Below are 19,256 nucleotides of genomic sequence, written 5' to 3' on the forward strand. Positions count from 1 at the left end.
TGCTGGACGGCATCGCGTTGAGCCAGCCGGCCCTGTCCCTGGCCGCGAAGATCCTGGACCGGGCCGGCCGGATCGGCCTCGCCGTGCCGCCCCCGGCGCAGCACCCCGCCGATCACCCGTCGCAGCAACGACATGCGGGCCTCCTCGTGGTCGGCGCCCCGGACCTCCCCATCATGCCCCCTCCGGGTGGCGGGCAGCGGCCCGGTGGCCGCCCGGGAGGCCCGCACGCCCGGTACCCGCTATCTTGTGCACGTGCAGGCGACGGTGGCGGAGCAGGACCGACAGTGATCCATTTTCCCGCGCAACGGCGGGGGCCGCTGAGCGCGCTGAGTCTGCGCCTGCTCGCCGCCCTGGCCCTGGTGCTCGCCGTGGTGGCCGCGGTCTGGTTCGACCGGGACGGCTACCGCGACGTGAACGAGGACGGCCTCACCCTCCTCGACTGCTTCTACTACGCGGTGGTCTCGCTCTCCACCACCGGGTACGGCGACATCACCCCGGCCGCCCCATCGGCGCGCCTGGTCAACGTCCTGTTCGTCACCCCCGCCCGGGTGCTCTTCCTGATCATCCTGGTCGGCACCACCCTGGAAGTCCTGACCGAGCAGTACCGGACCGGCCGTCGCCTGTCGCGGTGGAGGAGAACCGTGAAGGACCACGTGATCATCTGCGGCTACGGCACCAAGGGCCGCAGCGCCGTCTCCGCGCTGCTGGAGAACGGCACGGACAAGTCCCGGATCGTGGTGGTGGAGCGCAGCGGCGCCGGACTGCGGCAGGCCACCTCCGCCGGGCTGGTCGCGATCGAGGGCTCGGCGACCCGCTCGTCGGTGCTGGAGGAGGCGCACGTCCGGACGGCCAAGGCGGTGATCATCGCGACCGACAGCGACGACGCCTCGGTGCTGGTGGCCCTGACCGTCCGACAGTTGACCGCCGGTCAGGTACGGATCATCGCGGCCGTCCGGGAGGCGGAGAACGCACCGCTGCTCAAGCAGAGCGGGGCGCACCACGTCATCGTCTCCTCGGCGACCGCCGGGCGGCTGCTCGGTCTCTCCACCTCCGCGCCGCCGCTGATCGACGTGGTCGAGGACCTGCTCACCCCGGGGCAGGGCATGGCGCTGGCCATGCGGTCGGCCGAGCGCAACGAGGTCGGCAGGTCGCCGCGCGAACTGGAGTCGCTGGTCATCGCCCTGGTCCGGCGGGGCAAGGTGATCACCTTGAGCGACAAGGCCGGTTCGGTGATCGAGACCGGTGACATGCTGGTGCACGTCCGCGACGACCGGCCGACGTCCAGCGTGCTGTCGTGACCGTCCGTCGCCGAGCCGTCATGGCCGTTCGGCAGGGCCGTGCGTCGCGAATCGGACATCCAAGATTCGGCCACCCGGGCCTTTAATTCTTTCTCCAGGCTTGCTACGGTCAGGCCGCTTGGAATTGCCAATGGGCGCGGTGCCCGGTCTTTCGCCGACCGCCTCCTGATTGGCTCGACACGGGGGATCCACTGTCACGCGAGGTCACGACCTCGAATCTCGTCGTAAGCTACCGCGGCGCCCCGTCACATCGGCAATTTCGAGTGCCTCGATAACCGAACGACGGGAAAACTAGTGGCTGAAGAGGCAAACATCGCACGAACCCGACGGCGGCGGGTGGCCGGAATCCTGGCTGCCGGTCTCGCTCTCGGTGGTGCGGCGGCTGTCGCGCCGGTTACGGCCGGCCAGGCCGCCCCGGCCGGCGGAACGTACGACGCGGCGACTGTCCAGGCCGACCGGTCGACCAAGCTGCCGCACTTCCGGGCGGGTAACTTCACCCCGCCCACCGCTGGCCTGAAGGGCCCGCTGTTCCAGTCGACGACCACGGGGGCGACCCCGAAGATCGTCGGGGGCACCACCGTCAGCGCCTCGCAGTACCCGTGGATCGTCGGCGTGGTCACCTACCTGGACAACAACGCCGGCATCGGCTGGTGCACCGGCACCGTCGTCGCGCCCAACAAGATCCTGACGGCGGCGCACTGCACCGCGGACGGGGCGGGCACGACCCGGGTCATCGCCGGGCACGACCAGCTCCTCGACTCCTCCGGCAACGTCATCCCCAACGTGGGGTACGTCGCCGAGGTCCGTTCCACCTGGACCCACCAGGGCTGGAACATCGCCGCGCAGTACGCCGGCACCGCCAGCACGATCCTGGACGACGTCTCCGTCCTCACGCTGAAGACGAACCTGCCTTCGGCGTACACCCCGGTCAGCCTGGCCGGGCAGGGTGACACGACGGCGTACGCGGCCGGGGACATGGCGGACATCGTCGGGTACGGCGTGACCGACTCGAACACCGACCCTGGGGACACCAAGCTGCGCAAGGCGTCGGTTCCGATCCAGACCGACACCGACTGCGCCGCCGACGCCAACGCGGCCGGCATCGGGTACGACAACGGCCGGATGCTCTGCGCCGGCAACGGCACGCCCACCGCGCCGTCCGCCGACACCTGCGGTGGCGACTCCGGTGGCCCGCTGCTGGTCAACGGCAAGCAGGTCGGCATCACCGACTGGGGCTACGACAACTGCGGTGAGCACCCGGGCTTCTACGAAGAGGTCAACTACTACTCCAACGCGATCAAGGCGGACTTCACCCGTCCGCCGCTGGTCAACTCGGACTGGACCGGCGACGGCCACACCGACCTGATGTCCCGGGACGGTAGCGGCAACCTGTGGCTGCACGTCGGCACCGGGTTCGAGAACGACGGGTACGGCGGCTTCTGGGACTCCCGGAAGTTCAACAGCGGTTGGGGCAGCTTCAAGCGCGTCTTCCGGGTCTACAACTGGAACGGCGACAAGAAGCCCTCGATCATGGTGATCAAGACCACCGGTGAGCTGTACATCTACAACACCGACGGCAAGGGCAACTTCGTCGGCGGTGCGAAGAAGATCGGCACCGGCTGGGGCAACTTCACCGCCCTGATGGTGACCAACAACTGGCTGGGCAACAACCTGCCGAGCCTGATGGTTCGCAAGTCCAACGGTGAGCTGTGGCGCTACACCAGCGATGGCAAGGGCGGCTGGACCAACCCGGCCGGCACCCGGATCGGCACCGGCTGGAACGGGTTCAACCTGTTCCTGACCCCGGGCGCCTGGAAGGGTGACGGCAAGGAGGTCCTGATCGGCCGTACCTCCACCGGTTACCTGCGGATGTACCAGACGGACCTCAAGGGCGGCTGGACCAATCCGGCCGGCACCCAGATCGGCAGCGGCTGGGGCGGCTTCAAGAACATCGTGACGCCGGGCGACTGGAACGGCGACAACATGATGGACATGCTCGGCGTCGACAGCAGCTACCGCCTGCGGATGTACACCACGGACGGTAAGGGCAACTGGATCAACGCCAGCGGCAAGGTCATCTCCACCGGCTGGAACTACTTCAACCTGGTCTTCTGATCGGGCTGACGTACCACGGCTGAACCGGAAGGGCCCGCGACCACGAGGTCGCGGGCCCTTTCCGTGATCGCCGTCAAGTCACATGATCGTCCAGGTGTCGCCGCTGGCGAGCAGGCCGGCGAGTTGCTGTTCGGGCGTCTCCTGGACGGTTGCCTTGGCGGTGGTGACCTGTTCCTGCACGACGGTGTCGTAGGCGGGTCGGTCCACGGATCGGAACACGCCGATGGGGGTGTTGCGCAGGTCGAGTCCGGGGAGGCGAGTCAGGGCGAAGGCGTAGGCGGGGTCGGTGACGCCTGCGTCGTGCACGACGATGTCCTCGGCGGGGACGGTCGCCGTTTCGCGGACTTCCAGGCCGAACCCGCCGGGTGGGTGGACGACGCAGAACTGTCCGTCGGTGCCGAAGGTGATCGGCTGGCCGTGTTCGAGCCGGATGAGGTAGTCGTCGCGGGTGGCGGGTTCTTTGAGTTGGTCGAAGGCGCCGTCGTTGAAGATGTTGCAGTTCTGGTAGATCTCCACGAACGCCGACCCCTGATGGGCGGCGGCGGCCCGCAGCACCGACTGGAGGTGTTTGCGGTCGGAGTCGATGGTCCGGGCGACGAAGGTGGCTTCGGCGCCGAGGGCGAGGGACAGCGGGTTGAACGGGGCGTCCGCGGAGCCGACCGGGGTGCTCTTGGTGATCTTCCCGACCTCGGAGGTCGGGGAGTACTGACCCTTGGTCAGGCCGTAGATGCGGTTGTTGAACAGCAGGATCTTCAGGTTGACGTTGCGGCGCAGCGCGTGGATGAGGTGGTTACCGCCGATGGACAGCGCGTCGCCGTCTCCGGTCACCACCCACACCGACAGGTCGGGTCGGGTGACGGACAGGCCGGTGGCGATGGCGGGGGCGCGGCCGTGGATGGAGTGCATCCCGTAGGTGTTCATGTAGTACGGGAACCGCGAGGAGCAGCCGATGCCGGAGATGAACACGATGTTCTCTCGGGGGATGCCCAGTTCGGGCATGAACCCTTGGACGGCGGCGAGGATGGCGTAGTCACCGCAGCCGGGGCACCAGCGGACTTCCTGGTCGGACTTGAAGTCCTTCGCGGTCAGTTTCACCGGCGTGGGGTTAGACATTTTTGACGACCTCTTCCAGCATGGTCTCCAGTTCGGCGGCGGTGAACGGCAGGCCGCGGACCTGGTTGTAGCCGATCGCGTCGATCAGGAATCTGGCGCGGATGACGTGGGCGAGTTGCCCGAGGTTCATCTCCGGGATCACCACACGCTCGTAGGAGGCCAGCACGTCGCCGAGGTTGGCGGGCATCGGGGCGAGGTGCCGCAGGTGCGCCTGGGCGATCTTCAGGCCGCGTTGGCGCAGGCCGCGGCAGGCCGCGCCGATCGGCCCGTAGGTGGAACCCCAGCCGAGCACCAACACCTTCGCGTCGCCGTCGGGGTCCTCGACCTCCACCTCCGGCACCGGGATGGTCTCGATGCGGGTGGCGCGGGTGCGGACCATGAAGTCGTGGTTGGCGGGGTCGTAGGAGATGTCGCCGGTCTTGTCGGCCTTCTCCAGACCACCGATGCGGTGCTCCAGACCGGGAGTGCCGGGGACGGCCCACGGCCGGGCGAGGGTTTCCGCATCCCGCAGGTACGGCAGGAACGTCGTCCCGTCCTCCCCGTTCGGGGCCGTGGCGAACTGCACCCGCAGATCCGGCAGCGACTCCACGTCCGGCAGCAGCCACGGCTCGGAGCCGTTGGCGACGTAGTTGTCCGACAGCAGGATCACCGGGGTGCGGTAGGTGAGCGCGATCCGGGCGGCTTCCAGCGCGGCGTGGAAACAGTCCGCGGGGGACTTCGGGGCGATCACCGCCACCGGCGCCTCCCCATGGCGACCGTAGAGCGCCAGGTTGAGGTCGGCCTGCTCGGTCTTGGTCGGCATGCCCGTCGACGGTCCGGCCCGCTGCACATCCACGATGACGAGGGGCAACTCGAGGGCCACGGCCAGGGAGATCGTCTCGCTCTTCAACGCGACGCCGGGGCCGCTGGTGGTGGTCACCCCCAGAGAGCCGCCGTAGGAGGCGCCGAGGGCGGCGCCGACCGCGGCGATCTCATCCTCGGCCTGCATCGTCACCACACCGAACTTCTTGTGCTTGGACAACTCGTGCAGGATGTCGGAGGCCGGGGTGATCGGATACGCCCCCAAAAACACCGGCAGGCCGGAGCGGACACCGGCGGCGACCAGGCCGAGGGACAGGGCGGCGTTGCCCGTGATGTTGCGGTAGGTGCCCGGCAGCATCCGCGCCGGCTTCACCTCATACCGGACGGAGAAGTCCTCGGTCGTCTCACCGAAATTCCACCCCGCGCGGAACGCAGCCACGTTCGCCGCGACCAACTCCGGACGGGCGGCGAACTTACGCTCCAAAAACCGCAACGTCGACTCATACGGCCGCGAATACATCCAACTGAGCAGGCCCAGAGCGAACATGTTCTTCGCCCGCTCCGCGTCCTTCTTCGACACCGCCAGCTCCGCCAGCGCACCGATCGTCATCGACGTCAACGCGACCGGGTGCAGCACATACCCGTCCAACGAACCGTCATCCAACGGGCTCACGGCATAGCCGACCTTCGACAGGTTCCGCTTCGTGAACTCGTCGGTGTTCACGATGATGTCCGCACCCCGCGGCAGATCCGCCAGGTTCGCCTTCAACGCCGCCGGGTTCATCGCCACCAGCACATTCGGCGCGTCCCCCGGCGTCAGGATGTCGTAATCAGCGAAATGCACCTGAAACGACGACACCCCCGGCAAGGTCCCGGCAGGCGCCCGAATCTCCGCCGGGAAATTCGGCAACGTCGAAATATCATTACCCAACTGGGCCGTCTCCGACGTAAACCGATCACCCGTGAGCTGCATACCATCACCCGAGTCACCAGCAAACCGGATCACCACCCGGTCCAGTTGACGGATCTGCTTGGTCACGCCCACACCTCGTTTCGCTCAGCGCCGTCGCAGGGGCGGCCGAACAGTGTGGTGACCCTGCCTTGCCCCGCCACGTGCCCTCCTTGACGCGCTGCTGCCGCCGGCCGTCCGTACCTGGGCGGCCCGCTCCATTTCTCACGTCAGAGCCTACGTCGGACCCTTAGGACCACCTTGGTGGAGGTCCGACGTATGGGACCTGATCGGGCCGCTGTATGCCCGGATTTGCGGTGTTTAGTACCGCGACCCGTAACTCAGATCACCAGCGACGTGGCGCGGGCCGGCCGGAGCTCACCTGCCCCGGTCCGAACCGGTCATCCGGCGGCGCAGCGAGGCCGTCGCGAGGGCCAGGGCGAGCACCACCAGCAACCCGGAGACCGCGATCAGGACGATCGCCGTCTGCTGCGTGGAGCTGACCCCGTGCCCGGCGCTCCGCTGCTGCTCGGCCGCGGCCAGGACGCCCTGGGAGCCGGTCGGGGCGGGCGTGCCGGTCGGCGGGGTCAGCGCGGCGGCCGCGGTGATCCGGAAGCTCATCTGCACCTGCCGGTGCCGGCCGCTGCGCGGGTCCAGCCGGCCGACGATCGCGCCCGCCAGCGGGGCGCGCCGCTGGGCGTCCGGGGTCGCGGCCACCGGCAGGCGCAGGACGGTGCTCCGTCCGGCAGGCAGGGTGCCGAGGTCGCAGCGGGTGCGGTCCGACGCCACCGCGGTGCAGCCGGCCGGCGGGTCGGTGGCGGTCACCCCGTCGGGGAGGACCACGTCGACCCGCCCGGCGGCGTCGACCGTGCCGGTGTTGCCGAGCCGTACGGTCAGCGTGCTCGGCGCGCCGCTGATGTCGAAGACCAGCTCGTCGGCGTGGAGCGAGATGCCGGGCACCGGCGGGCCGGGCGGGAAGAGGACGGCGAAGCCCTCGTCGTCGGTGGCCGTGCCGGGGATGCCCGGCGCGGTGGCGGACACCCGCACCGATCCGCTCAGCGGCATCGACCGCCAGCCCGTACCGGCCACTCGGACCCGGATCGTGCTGCTGAACCGGTCGCCCGGCGGCGCGGTCCACTCGCCGCAGCGGTAGCCGCCGCCCCCCGTGGAGCGGCAGCCCGGAGTGCCGGCGTCGGTGAGGCCGGCCGGCAGGGTGTAGCCGAGGCGGATCCGTTCGGCGACGCCGCCCGTGTTCGTCACGGTCACCCGCAGCGTGGTCACGGTGCTGCCCGCGTTCCAGTAGGCGCGGGTGAGCGAGACGTCCTCGGTGGTGACCCGTACCCCGAGCGGACCGGCGGCCGGCCGGCCCGGCGGGACCGCGGGCGGCGGGGGAGGCGCGGTGGTGGTTGGTGCGGTGCTGGTCGGCACCGGGTTGCCCGGGGCGGTGGTCGTCGGCGCCGGCTGGGTGGTCGGCGGTGCCGGCGGGGTGGTCTCCGGCGGCGCGCTCTCGGTCGGCGGCGCGGTGGTCGGTTCCGTCGCGGTCGGATCCACCGTCGGGGTGGCGTCGGTCGGATCGGTGCCGGGTTCGGCGGCCGGGTCGGTGGCCGCGGGGACCACGCCGGTCACCGTCGGTGAGGCCGTGGCCCAGCCCGGTGCGACCGCGAGCGCCGCCGCGATGCCGGCCGCCAGTGCGGGTGCGAACAGCGCGGCGGTACGTCGAGACGCGACCCGGCGAGCGGGGCGTACGCGGGGGCGGGCCATCTGTCCTCCGTGACGCTCAGCGAAGTTTCATTATTTGGCAACAGTTGCCTTCCGGCACTAGTTCTGCGAGGAAACAAATCCGTAACGTGTTTGGGACGCTCCTGCGACCCGGGCGGTAGGCTCCCGACCGTGACCGGATACCTCGGCTCCTACGCCACGCTCGGTCTCCTGCTGCTCGCCGCCGTCCTCTTCTTCGTTACTGCGTTCTCGGCCAATCGGGTGTTACGTCCTGACCGTCCGGCCGATCCCTGGGGCAAGCGGTCCACGTATGAGTGCGGCCTCGACCCGGTGGGCGGCGACTGGGCCCAGATGCAGATCCGCTACTACGTCTACGCGTACCTGTACGTGCTCTTCGCGGTCGAGGCGGTCTTCCTCTTCCCCTGGGCGCTGGTCTTCGACCGGCCGGGGTTCGGGGTGACGACCGTCGTCGAGATGGCGGTCTTCGTCGCCGTGGTGGCGCTCGGCATCCTCTACGCCTGGCGCAAGAACATCCTGCGCTGGACCTGACTCAGGCCAGGCCGCGGCGGGTCAGCGTGGGCGGCCGGTCGCCCCTGATCGAGGCCACCATGTCGAGCACCCGCCGGGTCTCGCGTACCTGGTGGGCGCGGAACACCCGGGCGCCGAGCCAGGCCGACACGGCGGTGGCGGCCAGCGTCCCCTCCAGCCGCTCCGGCACCGGCAGGTCCAGCGTCTCCCCGATGAAATCCTTGTTCGACAGGGCGACCAGCAGCGGCCACCCGGTCCCGGTGAGTTCCGCCAGCCGGCGGGTGATCTCCAGCGAGTGGCGGGTGTTCTTGCCGAAGTCGTGCGCCGGGTCGATCAGGATCCCGTTCGGGCGTACGCCGAGGGCGACCGCCCGGTCGGCGAGCCCGGTCACCGTCGCGACCACGTCGGCCACCACGTCGTCGAAGGCCGCCCGGTGCGGCCGGGTACGCGGGCTGAGCCCGCCCGCATGCGAGCAGACCAGCCCGGCGCCGGTCGCGGCGGCGACCCGGGCCAGCGCCGGATCCGCCCCCGACCAGGTGTCGTTCAGCAGGTCGGCCCCGGCGGCCACCGCCTCCACCGCCACCTCGGCCCGCCAGGTGTCGATCGAGATGACCACGTCGGGGAAGGCGTGCCGGACGGCGGCGATGGTGTCCACCGTCCGTCGGATCTCCTCGGCCACGTCCACCTCGTCGCCCGGTCCCGCCTTCACCCCGCCGATGTCGATGATCTCCGCGCCCTCGGCGACCGCCCGCTCCACCGCGCGCAACGCGCTGTCCTGGGCGAAGGTGGCGCCCCGGTCGAAGAACGAGTCCGGCGTGCGGTTGACGATCGCCATCACCACCAGCTCGCCGGGGGAGAAGGTCCGCCCACCGAGCCGCAGCTCCGCCGCCATGCCGCCCTCCTGATCCCCCCGGTCCCGCGCCGGCCGCCCCCGACGCTATCCGGTCCCGCGCGCACCTCCCCGGCCGGTACGCCCGGTTTCGATTGATGATCGGAGCGGGTGGAGGGCTCGCCCCGCGCCGTCCCGCATGCCACGATCTCCCCATGGGTGAGGTTCTGCTCCTCTTGGTCGTGGCGCTGACCGTCGCGGCGGTGGTGTTCGGGGTGACGGTGCTGGTCTCCGGGCGCGATCCGGGACTGGTCCCGGTCGAGCCGGACGGGCGGGCCGTGCCCCTGCCGGGCGGCCGGCCGCTGGACGAGTCGGACATCGCCGAGGTGCGCTTCGACACCGCGCTGCGTGGCTACCGGATGGCGCAGGTCGACCAGGCCATGCGCCGGGCCGCGTACGACATCGGCTACAAGTCGGAGCTCATCGGCGTGCTGGAGGCCGAGGTCGCCGCGCTGCGCGAGGGCCGCACCGAGGAGGCCGACGCGCTGCGCCGGGCCCGGGAGAAGTCCGCCGCGACGAGCCCCGCCGCCGACACCCCCGAAACCCACGACACCGGGACGATCGACCTGGGGCTGGCTGCGGCGCCGGCGGCCGCGGCGGTGGAGGACGAGACGCCCCTGCCCACGGCCACCCGACCGGGCCCCGCGCCCTCCGCCGGGCCGGAGGCCCCGGTCGCCCCGGTCGCCGCGCCGCTGGACGCGGGTGTCCGGCCGGAGCCGACCGGGCAGTCGTCGAGCGAGCTGACCGCCCCGTCCGCCGCTGACGAGGGCGCGGTGACCGCCACGCCGGGCGCCGACGCACCCACCAACGGCGCGGGCGGCGGGTTGGGCGGGGACGGGACCCCCGGCCCGGCGGAGGCCGACGACGAGCGGACGCGAGGTGCGGTGGTCCGGTCGGAGTCGGCGTGACCGGCCCCGGCGGCGCCGACGACTTCGCCGAGGCGGCCCAGCCCGGTGCCGCCGAGGTCACCGCGACGGTGGTGGTCAACGCCCCGGCCGAACGGGTCTTCGCGGCGCTGACCGCCTGGGAACGACAGTCCGACTGGATCCCGTTCACCACCGTCAAGGTGGTCGAGGGGGACGGCGGCGAGGGAAGCCTGGTCGAGGCGGTCACGGCGCTCGGCCCGGCCGCGCTCCGGGACGAGATGCGGGTGGTCCGGGTGGACGCCCCCTACGAGGTCGGCGTGGTGCACTGCGGGCGGCTGCTGCGCGGTCCCGGTGTGCTGCGCTGCACCCCGATGGAGCGGGACCGGACCCAGGTGGTCTGGCACGAGTGGTTCCACCTGCCCGGTGGGGCCGCCGGCCGGGTGGCCTGGCCGGTGCTCTGGCCCGGCTCCAAGTTCAGCCTCACCCAGGCGCTGAAGAAGTTCGCCCGGCTGGTGGAGCAGGGCCGGCTGCCCTGAGCCCCGGCCGTCCCGGGATGTCGGTGGCCTGGCCTACCGTGTACGCCGTGACTGACCTGGTGACCGGCGCCGACGGGCTGTCCCGCTGCGCCTGGGGGGCGAGCACCCCGGACTACGCCGTCTACCACGACGAGGAGTGGGGCCGGCCGCTGCGCGGCGACGACGCGCTCTACGAGCGGCTGACCCTGGAGGCGTTCCAGTCCGGGCTGTCCTGGCTGACCATCCTGCGCAAGCGGCCCGCGTTCCGGCTCGCCTTCGACGAGTTCCGGATCGACAAGGTCGCCGGCTACGGGGAGGCCGACATCGCCCGGCTGCTGGCCGACACCGGCATCGTGCGCAACCGGGCCAAGGTCGAGGCGGCCATCGCCAACGCCCGGGCCGCCCTGGAGCTGCCCGACGGCCTCTCCGCCCTGCTCTGGGCGTACGCGCCGCCGCCCCGGGCCGCCCGGCCCCGGTCGTTCGCGGAGGTGCCGGCGCTGACGCCGGAGTCCACCGCGCTGGCCAAGGCGCTCAAGAAGCAGGGCTTCCGCTTCGTGGGCCCGACCACGGCGTACGCGCTGATGCAGGCAACCGGCATGGTGGACGACCATCTCGCCGGCTGCCACGTGACCCGGGAGGCAGCCGGGGCGTGAGCCGCGCGGCGCCCGGCGGCCGGGTCGGCACCGGCGCCGCCGCGGCGTGGTGGGATGGCACCATGACCGACACCGAGCTGCGGACGAGCGCGACCATCGACGGCACCCCGCCCGGCGCCTGGGCGGTGCTGCTGCCCGCCGAGCGGTACGAGGCCGAGCGGCTGGTCCACCACGACACGCTGGAGCTGACCGGGCTGGACGAGGCCGCCCGGCCCCGGCCCGGTGATCCTGTCGCGGTGCTGGTCGACGAGCCGCTGCGGCTGGTCGCCCTCGGCCGGGTGGCCCTGGCCACCGCCGAGACCCGGGAGGACCCGGACGACCCGCAGTCCGAGGCGGGCCCGGGGGCGCTCGTGGTGACGTACACCCGGCGGGTGCTCGACGAGCCGGTGCCGGTGGCCGGGCTGGCCCTCGGCGGGCCGCTGACCGGGCTCGACCCGGCCGACTGGCGGGCGCTGGCCGACCGGCTCGGCCCGCCGCCGGCCCGCCGGTCCTGGCTGGTCAGCCTGGACCTGCCGATCGAGGCGGCCTCGCCGGCGGAGGCGGTCCGGCTGTTCTGGTCGTACGTGCAGGAGCTGGGCCCGCGGGAGCTGCCGGCTTTCGTCTCGCCCTCCGGCGACGAGCTGGCCATGCAGGCGTTCGTGCTCGGCGTGGAGGCCAACCAGGATCCGGAAGAGGACGACTGACCCCGCCCGGCCCGGTTACCGTGCCGGGAGGGGGCCGATGCCGGGCGGCCGCGGCGCGAGGGGGTCGGGTTGCGCTTCCAGGACAAGGTCGTGTTCGTCACCGGGGGCGCGTCCGGGCTCGGCGAGGCGACGGCCCGTCGGTTCGCGGCCGAGGGAGCCCGGGTGGTGGTCGCCGACATCAACGCCGAGGGCGCCGAGCAGGTCGCCGCCAGCCTCCCCGACGCGTACGCGGTGACCGTGGACACCGGCGAGGCGACCTCGGTGGAGCAGGCGGTCGCCGACGCCGTGCAGCGGTACGGCCGGATCGACGTCATCTTCAACAACGCCGGCATCGACGGCCGGCAGCAGCCGCTGCACGAGATGGACGTGGACAACTGGGAGAGGGTCCGCCGGGTCAACGGGGACGGCGTCTTCTTCGTCCTCCGCTACGGCATCCGGGCGCTGCTGCAGGGCGGCGGGGGCGCGGTGGTCAACACGTCGTCCACGACCGGGCTGGCCGCCCAGGAGAACATTTCGCCGTACACCTTCACCAAGGCCGGGATCGTCGGCCTGACCCGGTCCGCGGCGATCGAGTACGCGGCGCGGGGCGTCCGGGTCAACGCGGTGGCCCCGACCGTGGTGATGACCCCGCTGGTGGAGCACTTCATCGACAGCGCCCCGGATCCGGCGCAGATGCGTCGACAGATGGAGTCGTTCAACCCGAAGCCCGGCATCCCGACCCCCGACGACGTGGCCGGCGTGGTGCTCTTCCTCGCCTCCGACGACGCCGCCTGGATCACCGGCCACACCATCCCGGTCGACGGCGGCTACGTCGCCCGCTGAGCGTGCGCCTGGACCTCCGCGCGCCCGGGGCGGAGATCGTCAGCGGCCCTCGAAGACCGGCTTCTGCTTGTTGACGAAGGCCATCGTCGCGGCCCGGTGGTCGGCGGTGGCCCCGCAGATGGACTGGGCCTGTGCCTCGGCGGCCAGGGCGTCGGCCAGGGTGCCGGCGTCGGCGATGGAGAGCTGGCGCTTGATCGCCCCGTAGGCGACGGTCGGGCCGGCGGCGAGCCGGGCGGCCAGCTCCTGCGCGGCCGGCAGGACCCCCTCGTCGTCGTCCACCAGCCGGGTGAGCAGGCCCAGCCGGCAGGCCTCCTCGGCGCCCACCGGCTCGGCGAGCATCAGCAGCTCGACGGCCTTGGCGTGGCCGACCAGCCGGGGCAGCGTCCAGGAGGCGCCGGTGTCGGCGGCGAGCCCGACGCCGGCGAACGCCATCAGGAACCGGGTCTTCGGGCCGCCGATCCGGAAGTCGGCGAGGAACGCGAGCGAGGCGCCGGCCCCGGCGGCCATCCCGCGGACCGCGGCCACCACCGGCTTGGGCAGGTTGGCCAGCCGGGCGGCGATCGGGTTGTAGTGCGCCCCTACGGTCGCGAGCGGGTCCCCGGCGCCCTGGAGGGTCTGCACGTGCTCCCGCAGGTCCTGTCCGGCACAGAACGAGCCGCCCGCGCCGGCCAGCACGATGGCCCGGCAGGACCGGTCGGTCTCCAGCTCGGCCAGGGTGTCCCGGAGCGCCTCCTTGAGCGGCACGTCGAGCGAGTTCATCGCCGTCGGGCGGTTGAGCGTCAGGGTGACGACGGCGTCGGTGCGGTCGACGAGCAGCGGCTCGGTCACGTTCTAACGACCCTTCTGTCGGGCGAGGCGGTTGCTGGCGTCGAGGCACTGCTCGACGTACCGGTCGGCGGCGGGCCGGAGGCGGGCCGCGTGCCGGTCGAAGAAACTGGCCGCGCTGGTGCCCGGCCAGCGCTCGGGGAGCAGCGCCGGGGGCAGCTGCGGGTCCCGGAAGAGGAAGGTACGCCACGCGTGCACCAGGGCGAACCGGGCCGCGTACGCCTCCTCGTCGCTGCTGCGTACCGTGACGCCGGAGAGCAGCGGCTTCTGCTCGGCGACGAACCGCTCGTATGCCCGGCCGATCTCGGCCAGGTCCCAGGCGCGGCGGACCACGCCCATCGCGCCGGGCGTCCCGGCCACGTGCGCGGCGGTGAACCGCTCGTAGCGCACGCCCGCCTCGGCGAGCAGCAGGTCCACGTCCTCACCCGGGCGCGTCGCCACCCAGTTGCAGTCGTCGAGCGTGCCGTAGCCGAGGAAGGTCAGGTTGGCGGCGAGCCGCTGCCGGTCCCGGCGGGAGGCCGGGGCCTCCAGCACCAGGAGGTCGAACCGGCCGTCCCAGCTGTGCCGGCCGGTGCGGTAGATCCGGGCGGCCGCCTCGTCGAGTCGCCGGGCCGCCTTCGGTGTGATCGAATACCCGGGTCCGGAGGCGAGCCGGAGGGGTTCGAGCCAGCCCTGGCGGACCATCCGGGAGACCGCGGTGCGTACCGCCGGAGGGGCGATCCCGAGCGGCGCCAACAGCTTGACCAGGGCGGCGACCGGTGCGCGTCCACCCCTCGCGCGTAGATGGTCGCCGTACAGGTCGAAGAGTGCCGACCGTGCCTGCATGACCGCACATTGTGACAGGCCTATCCAAGATAAGCTAGATGCTGTTACATCAATGAGGCTCCGGTTTGGGCCCAGCGGTGTTCATCAGGGAAAATCATGGGTCGAGGCCCCCGTGGTGGTTGCGGGTGGTCGTGGCGAAGTGGCTGTGGGGCAACCCACCGACCCTGGTGTAGGTCTGAGGGGAGACAACATGGCGGCGATGAAGCCGCGGACGGGCGACGGTCCGCTGGAGGTCACCAAGGAGGGCCGGGGCATCGTCATGCGGGTCCCGCTGGAGGGTGGTGGCCGGCTCGTCGTCGAGATGACTCCCGACGAGGCCACCGCGCTGGGTGACGCGCTCAAGGCGGCCGTCGGCTGATCGAGGAGCGGTCCGCGCGACGCATGTCCTGCGAACGGCTCGTTCATCCCTGAGCCACCGGCCTCGCCGGTGGCTCAGGGCCTTCGCCGGCCCTGTGTCTGGCGAATTGTCCTGCTTTGAATACTTCTCGGAGGTGCGGTCCAGCGTGCTGGCCATCCGTCTGGTGAGCGAGCCCGAGCGGCTCGACACCCTCGTCCTGCCCGTTCGTCGCGAAGGGTCGGACGCGCCGGCCACGCTGGTCCCCACCGCCTCGCCGCCCGCCGAGGAGCTCCGCGCCGAGGCGACCGCGCTGGTCCCCGCCGCCCGGCTGACCGGCGCCGCAGGCGAGGTGCGGGAGCACCTGCGCCCCGGCGGCACGCCGTCGCGTCTGGTCCTCGTCGGCGTCGGCGAGGGCGACGAGCAGAGCTGGCGGGCGGCGGGCGCGGCGCTGGCCCGGGCCGCCAAGGATGAGACGCACGTCACGGTCGCGTTGCCGGCCGACGGCACGGCGGCGCTGCGCGGCCTGGCCGAGGGGCTGCTCCTCGGGTCGTACCGGTTCCGGCTCACCGAGGCCGGCGGCACGCCCGCGCTGGCCGAGGTGGACGTCGTGGTGAGCGACCCGGCGGGCCTCGCTCCCACCCTGGACGCGGCGCGGACCACCGCGGAGATGACCCGGCTGGCCCGCGACCTGACCAACACCCCCTCCTCGGTGAAGAACCCGGCCTGGTTCGCCGCGCAGGTCGAGGGCGCGGCCGCCGGCCACCCCGACCTGCACCTGCGGGTACGCGGCCCGGAGGAACTGGCGGCCGAGGGCTTCGGCGGCATCCTCGCCGTCGGCGGCGGCTCGGCCAGCGGGCCCCGCCTGGTGGAGCTGGACTGGCGGCCGGCGGACGCGCGGGTCCACGTGGTGCTGGTGGGCAAGGGCATCACCTTCGACACCGGCGGCATCTCGATTAAGCCGGTGCCGGCCATGAAGCTGATGCGCAAGGACATGGCCGGGGCGGCCGCGGTGGTCGCCGCGACCCTGGGCGCCGCCGCGCTGCGGCTGCCGGTCCGGGTCACCACCCTCGCCCCGCTCGCCGAGAACATGGTCAGCGGCTCCGCGTTCCGCCCGGGCGACATCGTCCGGCACTACGGCGGCCTGACCAGCGAGACCACCAACTCCGACGCCGAGGGCCGGCTGGTGCTCGCCGACGCGATGGCGTATGCGGTGCGCGAGCTGAAGCCCGACCTGCTGGTCGACCTGGCCACCCTGACCGGCGCCAACGCGGTCGCGCTCGGCAAGCGGCACGGCGCCCTCTACAGCGAGAGCGACCAGCTCGCCACCGACCTGCTGACGGCGATCGAGGCGGCCGGCGAGCGGGCCTGGCGGATGCCGCTGCCGGCCGACTACGTCGAATACCTGGGCAGCGACATCGCCGACCTGCACAGCTCCCCGGACCGGGGCGCCGGTTCGGTGGTGGCCGCGCTCTTCCTGCGCGAGTTCACCGGCGAGCTGCGGGACCGCTGGGTGCACGTGGACATGTCCGCCCCCTCCTGGTCCGAGGACGTGCACGCGGAGCTGACCAAGGGCGCCACCGGCTGGGGCGTACGCGGGCTGCTCCGCTGGCTGGCCACGCTGGGCTGACGGACCGCCGGTCAGCCCTTCACGGCGGCGAGCAGGCCGTGCCCGACCGGCAGCAGCGCGGGGATCCAGTGCTCCGACTCCCGGAGCGCCTTGACGGTCTCCCGGACGGTCACGGTCTCCACGTCGCGGGCGGCCGGGTCGCCGATCCGGCCGCCGGCCAGCGCGCCGTTGAGCGCGAGCACCCCGCCGGGGCGCAGCAGCCGCAGCGCGGCGTCCACGCAGGCGCTGAAGCCGGTCGCCTCGGCGTCGACGAAGACCAGGTCGTAGGCGCCGTCCGCGAGCCGCGGCAGCACGTCGAGGGCCCGCCCGGTGATGATCCGGGTACGCCCCGACGGGAAGCCCGCCTCCAGGAAGATCCGCCGGGCGATCCGCTGGTGCTCCACCTCCACGTCGATGGTGGTGAGCACGCCGTCGGGGCGCATGCCGCGGAGCAGCCACAGGCCGCTGACCCCGGTGCCGGTGCCGATCTCCACCACCGCCCGGGCGTTGCCGGCGGCGGCGAGCAGCCGCAGCGCCGCGCCGGCCCCCGGGGTGACGGCGTCCACGCCCACCTCACGGGCGAGGCTGCGGGACGTCCGCAGGACGAGGTCCTCGGTGACGTACGACTCGGCGAACTCGAGTGCCTGGGCCGTCGAGTTGCCGGAGTTGGCGACCGTGGCGATGGGACACCTCCGGGCGGCGGGAGTGGTGCGAGGGGTCGGTTGGCGGTATGAGCGTAGAGGCGGCCCCGAAGGCGCGCAGCCGCGAGTCGCCCCGAAACGATCACGGCGGCCAACCCCTGACTCCACCCGTCCCATCCGTGCAATCCTGGACGGTGTCCCGTGTGTCACGGTCGCCCGGCTCCGCCGGGGTCCGGCACGGGACACGTGGGACAAAGTGGGAGGCACCGACGTGACCGACGGCTGGGACTGGCGCCAGCCCGGCGGGGGTCCGGCACCGGCGGGACGGCCGGCGCCCGGCGATCCGCCGCCCGGCGCCGGTGGTGGCAGCTCGCCCTGGTGGTCCGATGCGCTGGCCGATCCCTGGCGGGATCCCTACGCCCCGGCCGCGGTGGTCGTCCCGGCGCCCCCGGCCGGGGGCGCCGGCGAACCCGAGCCGGTCGTCGACCCGGACGCTCCACGCCGGCCGGGAATCCGGCAGGTGGTGCTGATCTCGCTGATTACCGCGCTGCTGGCCGGCTCGCTCGGCAGCGCCCTGACGTACGCCTTCCTGCGCGGCGGCAGCCAGGCCCCCACCCTCGGCGCGTCATCCGGACAGGCGCCCGCGCTCGCCCAGCGCAAGCCCGACTCACTGGCCGGCGTCGCCGAGAAGGTGCTGCCCAGCGTGGTGACCGTCCGGGTCTACAGCCTCGGTGGCACCAGCGAGGGCTCCGGCTTCGTGGTCAGCGCCGACGGGCACATCGTCACCAACGACCACGTGGTCTCGGGCGGCCCCGGCAAGGCCACGGTGACCTTCAACGACGGCACCACCGCCCCGGGCACCGTGGTGGGCCAGGACCCGGAGTCGGACATCGCGGTGATCAAGGTGGCGCGTACCGGGTTGAAGCCGGTGGAGTTCGGCGACTCGGACGCGCTCGCCGTGGGCGACCCGGTGCTCGCCATCGGCTCGCCGCTCTCCCTGGCCAACACGGTCACCGCCGGCATCGTCAGCGCCCTGGACCGGACCATGCAGGCCGGCGAGCCGGGCGGCCCGACGCGCTACTACGCGGCCATTCAGACCGACGCGGCGGTCAACCACGGCAACTCCGGCGGCCCGCTGGTCGACGGCGCCGGACGGGTCGTCGGGGTGAACTCGACGATCAAGTCGCTGGTCGCCGACGGGCAGGAGGCCGGCAACATCGGGCTCGCCTTCGCCATCCCGATCAACCAGGCCAAGCGCGTCACCCAGGACATCATCGGCACCGGCAAGGCCCGGCGTACGGTGATCGGCGCCCAGGTCGGCGGCACCGGCGCGGCCAGCGGCACCGGCGTACGCCTCAACTCGGTGGAGCCGGCCGGTCCGGCGGCCGCGGCCGGGCTCAAGGCCGGTGACGTGGTGCTGCGGCTGAACGGGCACCCGATGACCGAGCCGACCGACCTGGTGGCCCTGGTCCGCAAGTACGCACCCGGCTCAGTGGTGACGGTCCAGTACCGGCGCGGGTCGGCCACGCAGAGCGCCTCCGTGACACTCGCCGCAGACGCGAAGTGAGCTGCCGTCACCCCCTCCCGAAGGGGGCTGTGACGTGCGTAGTCTGGGCGTGACACGCACGAGGAGGCCGGAGTGCTCGACAACCTGAACTGGTGGGAGATCGGTGCGCTGCTGCTCCTGGCGCTGCTGATCTTCGGCGACCGGCTGCCCGCCGTCATCAGTGACGGCCTGCGGATGGTCCGCAACCTGCGCGCCATGGCCCGCAACGCCACCGGTGACCTGAGCCGCGAGCTGGGCACCGACATCCAGCTGGAGGATCTGCACCCGAAGGCGTTCATCCGGAAGCACCTGCTCAGCGAGGAGGACGAGCAGGCCATCCGGAAGCCGCTGCAGAGCATGTACGACAACATCCGCCAGGACGTCTCCGGCGTGCACGAGGACCTGAAGGGCGTCGCCAAGGCGGCCGACGTGCGGACCAACGGCACCCGCCCGGCCACCGCCCCCGCCCCGGCCCCCCGCGCCAGCTACGACGACGCCACCTGACCCGCCGCGTCCTCGCGCCGC

19 protein-coding genes and 1 pseudogene are annotated in these 19,256 nt (G+C 72.4%); 13 read left to right on the forward strand and 7 right to left on the reverse strand.

Annotated elements, in window-relative coordinates; all coding sequences use genetic code 11:
- The 3 genes and pseudogenes from ACWEVO_RS02750 to ACWEVO_RS02760 all read left to right on the forward strand — a co-directional run.
- A pseudogene (locus tag ACWEVO_RS02750) lies at positions 1–158 on the forward strand (nucleoside triphosphate pyrophosphohydrolase); the annotation flags it as partial.
- Positions 159–284: 126 nt separating this feature from the next.
- A complete protein-coding gene (locus tag ACWEVO_RS02755) occupies positions 285–1,298 on the forward strand; it encodes a potassium channel family protein (RefSeq protein WP_452305871.1) in 1,014 nt (337 codons plus the stop codon).
- A 336-nt stretch (positions 1,299–1,634) separates the two neighbouring features.
- Positions 1,635–3,413, forward strand: coding sequence for a trypsin-like serine protease (locus tag ACWEVO_RS02760; protein ID WP_452305840.1), 1,779 nt, complete (start codon positions 1,635–1,637; stop codon positions 3,411–3,413).
- A 78-nt stretch (positions 3,414–3,491) separates the two neighbouring features.
- Here ACWEVO_RS02760 and ACWEVO_RS02765 read toward each other — a convergent pair whose 3' ends face one another.
- The 3 genes from ACWEVO_RS02765 to ACWEVO_RS02775 all read right to left on the reverse strand — a co-directional run bounded on the left by ACWEVO_RS02765 (position 3,492) and on the right by ACWEVO_RS02775 (position 8,037).
- The gene (locus tag ACWEVO_RS02765; protein ID WP_452305841.1) at positions 3,492–4,526 is read right to left on the reverse strand and encodes a 2-oxoacid:ferredoxin oxidoreductase subunit beta; all 1,035 of its coding nucleotides are present in this window, start codon (positions 4,524–4,526) and stop codon (positions 3,492–3,494) included.
- The gene (locus tag ACWEVO_RS02770) at positions 4,519–6,366 is read right to left on the reverse strand and encodes a 2-oxoacid:acceptor oxidoreductase subunit alpha (RefSeq protein ID WP_452305842.1); all 1,848 of its coding nucleotides are present in this window, start codon (positions 6,364–6,366) and stop codon (positions 4,519–4,521) included. Before ACWEVO_RS02770 ends, ACWEVO_RS02765 begins: the two co-directional genes overlap by 8 nt.
- Positions 6,367–6,654: 288 nt before the next feature.
- Positions 6,655–8,037, reverse strand: coding sequence for a hypothetical protein (locus ACWEVO_RS02775; protein ID WP_452305843.1), 1,383 nt, complete (start codon positions 8,035–8,037; stop codon positions 6,655–6,657).
- A gap of 129 nt (positions 8,038–8,166) precedes the next feature.
- Here ACWEVO_RS02775 and ndhC point away from each other — a divergent pair, with 129 nt between their 5' ends.
- Positions 8,167–8,544, forward strand: a complete 378-nt coding sequence (gene ndhC, locus ACWEVO_RS02780) for an NADH-quinone oxidoreductase subunit A (RefSeq protein WP_452305844.1) — start codon at positions 8,167–8,169, stop codon at positions 8,542–8,544.
- Position 8,545: 1 nt separating this feature from the next.
- On the opposite strand, the gene folP is transcribed toward ndhC, so the two are convergent.
- Positions 8,546–9,415, reverse strand: coding sequence for a dihydropteroate synthase (folP, locus tag ACWEVO_RS02785; protein ID WP_452305845.1), 870 nt, complete (start codon positions 9,413–9,415; stop codon positions 8,546–8,548).
- 152 nt (positions 9,416–9,567) lie between these two features.
- Between folP and ACWEVO_RS02790 the strand changes: the two genes are divergently transcribed.
- The 5 genes from ACWEVO_RS02790 to ACWEVO_RS02810 all read left to right on the forward strand — a co-directional run bounded on the left by ACWEVO_RS02790 (position 9,568) and on the right by ACWEVO_RS02810 (position 12,951).
- Positions 9,568–10,320: a DivIVA domain-containing protein gene (locus tag ACWEVO_RS02790; protein ID WP_452305846.1), complete on the forward strand. Its 753-nt coding sequence runs from the start codon at positions 9,568–9,570 to the stop codon at positions 10,318–10,320.
- Positions 10,317–10,814: an SRPBCC family protein gene (locus ACWEVO_RS02795; RefSeq protein WP_452305847.1), complete on the forward strand. Its 498-nt coding sequence runs from the start codon at positions 10,317–10,319 to the stop codon at positions 10,812–10,814. The genes ACWEVO_RS02790 and ACWEVO_RS02795 overlap by 4 nt, the downstream gene beginning before the upstream one ends.
- A 47-nt stretch (positions 10,815–10,861) precedes the next feature.
- Positions 10,862–11,446 (forward strand): DNA-3-methyladenine glycosylase I, encoded by a 585-nt coding sequence (locus ACWEVO_RS02800; protein ID WP_452305848.1) that lies wholly within the window; start codon positions 10,862–10,864, stop codon positions 11,444–11,446.
- Positions 11,447–11,508: 62 nt separating this feature from the next.
- The gene (locus ACWEVO_RS02805; protein ID WP_452305872.1) at positions 11,509–12,129 is read left to right on the forward strand and encodes a hypothetical protein; all 621 of its coding nucleotides are present in this window, start codon (positions 11,509–11,511) and stop codon (positions 12,127–12,129) included.
- A 69-nt stretch (positions 12,130–12,198) separates the two neighbouring features.
- Positions 12,199–12,951: an SDR family NAD(P)-dependent oxidoreductase gene (locus ACWEVO_RS02810; RefSeq protein WP_452305849.1), complete on the forward strand. Its 753-nt coding sequence runs from the start codon at positions 12,199–12,201 to the stop codon at positions 12,949–12,951.
- Positions 12,952–12,990: 39 nt separating this feature from the next.
- Here the strand turns inward: ACWEVO_RS02810 and ACWEVO_RS02815 are convergent, their stop codons facing one another.
- Both ACWEVO_RS02815 and ACWEVO_RS02820 read right to left on the reverse strand, forming a co-directional pair.
- Positions 12,991–13,779, reverse strand: a complete 789-nt coding sequence (locus tag ACWEVO_RS02815; RefSeq protein WP_452305850.1) for an enoyl-CoA hydratase/isomerase family protein — start codon at positions 13,777–13,779, stop codon at positions 12,991–12,993.
- Positions 13,780–13,782: 3 nt separating this feature from the next.
- A complete protein-coding gene (locus ACWEVO_RS02820; RefSeq protein ID WP_452305851.1) occupies positions 13,783–14,601 on the reverse strand; it encodes a PaaX family transcriptional regulator in 819 nt (272 codons plus the stop codon).
- Between the two features lie 190 nt (positions 14,602–14,791).
- Here ACWEVO_RS02820 and ACWEVO_RS02825 point away from each other — a divergent pair, with 190 nt between their 5' ends.
- Both ACWEVO_RS02825 and ACWEVO_RS02830 read left to right on the forward strand, forming a co-directional pair.
- Positions 14,792–14,959, forward strand: coding sequence for a DUF3117 domain-containing protein (locus ACWEVO_RS02825; protein WP_203990634.1), 168 nt, complete (start codon positions 14,792–14,794; stop codon positions 14,957–14,959).
- Positions 14,960–15,104: 145 nt separating this feature from the next.
- Complete coding sequence (locus tag ACWEVO_RS02830) at positions 15,105–16,565, forward strand: leucyl aminopeptidase family protein (protein ID WP_452305852.1); 1,461 nt, start codon at positions 15,105–15,107, stop codon at positions 16,563–16,565.
- Positions 16,566–16,576: 11 nt separating this feature from the next.
- Here the strand turns inward: ACWEVO_RS02830 and ACWEVO_RS02835 are convergent, their stop codons facing one another.
- On the reverse strand, positions 16,577–17,146 hold the full coding sequence (locus ACWEVO_RS02835; protein WP_452305873.1) for an O-methyltransferase: 570 nt from the start codon (positions 17,144–17,146) through the stop codon (positions 16,577–16,579).
- 295 nt (positions 17,147–17,441) lie between these two features.
- On the opposite strand from ACWEVO_RS02835, the gene ACWEVO_RS02840 reads away from it, so the two are divergent.
- Positions 17,442–18,752 (forward strand): S1C family serine protease, encoded by a 1,311-nt coding sequence (locus ACWEVO_RS02840; protein WP_452305853.1) that lies wholly within the window; start codon positions 17,442–17,444, stop codon positions 18,750–18,752.
- 72 nt (positions 18,753–18,824) lie between these two features.
- Entirely contained in the window at positions 18,825–19,235 is a 411-nt protein-coding gene (locus ACWEVO_RS02845; protein ID WP_452305854.1) for a preprotein translocase subunit TatB, read from the forward strand.
- Positions 19,236–19,256: the final 21 nt, after the last annotated feature.

The sequence above is a fragment of the Micromonospora sp. NPDC003776 genome (assembly GCF_053605645.1).

What these genes read in the sequence shown, in the direction of transcription:
- ACWEVO_RS02765 (WP_452305841.1), bottom strand. Translation starts at nt 4,526, where the DNA reads ATGTCTAACCCCACGCCGGTGAAACTGACCGCGAAGGACTTCAAGTCC.
- ACWEVO_RS02775 (WP_452305843.1), bottom strand. Translation starts at nt 8,037, where the DNA reads ATGGCCCGCCCCCGCGTACGCCCCGCTCGCCGGGTCGCGTCTCGACGT.
- folP (WP_452305845.1), bottom strand. Translation starts at nt 9,415, where the DNA reads ATGGCGGCGGAGCTGCGGCTCGGTGGGCGGACCTTCTCCCCCGGCGAG.
- ACWEVO_RS02790 (WP_452305846.1), top strand. Translation starts at nt 9,568, where the DNA reads ATGGGTGAGGTTCTGCTCCTCTTGGTCGTGGCGCTGACCGTCGCGGCG.
- ACWEVO_RS02805 (WP_452305872.1), top strand. Translation starts at nt 11,509, where the DNA reads ATGACCGACACCGAGCTGCGGACGAGCGCGACCATCGACGGCACCCCG.
- ACWEVO_RS02820 (WP_452305851.1), bottom strand. Translation starts at nt 14,601, where the DNA reads ATGCAGGCACGGTCGGCACTCTTCGACCTGTACGGCGACCATCTACGC.
- ACWEVO_RS02825 (WP_203990634.1), top strand. Translation starts at nt 14,792, where the DNA reads ATGGCGGCGATGAAGCCGCGGACGGGCGACGGTCCGCTGGAGGTCACC.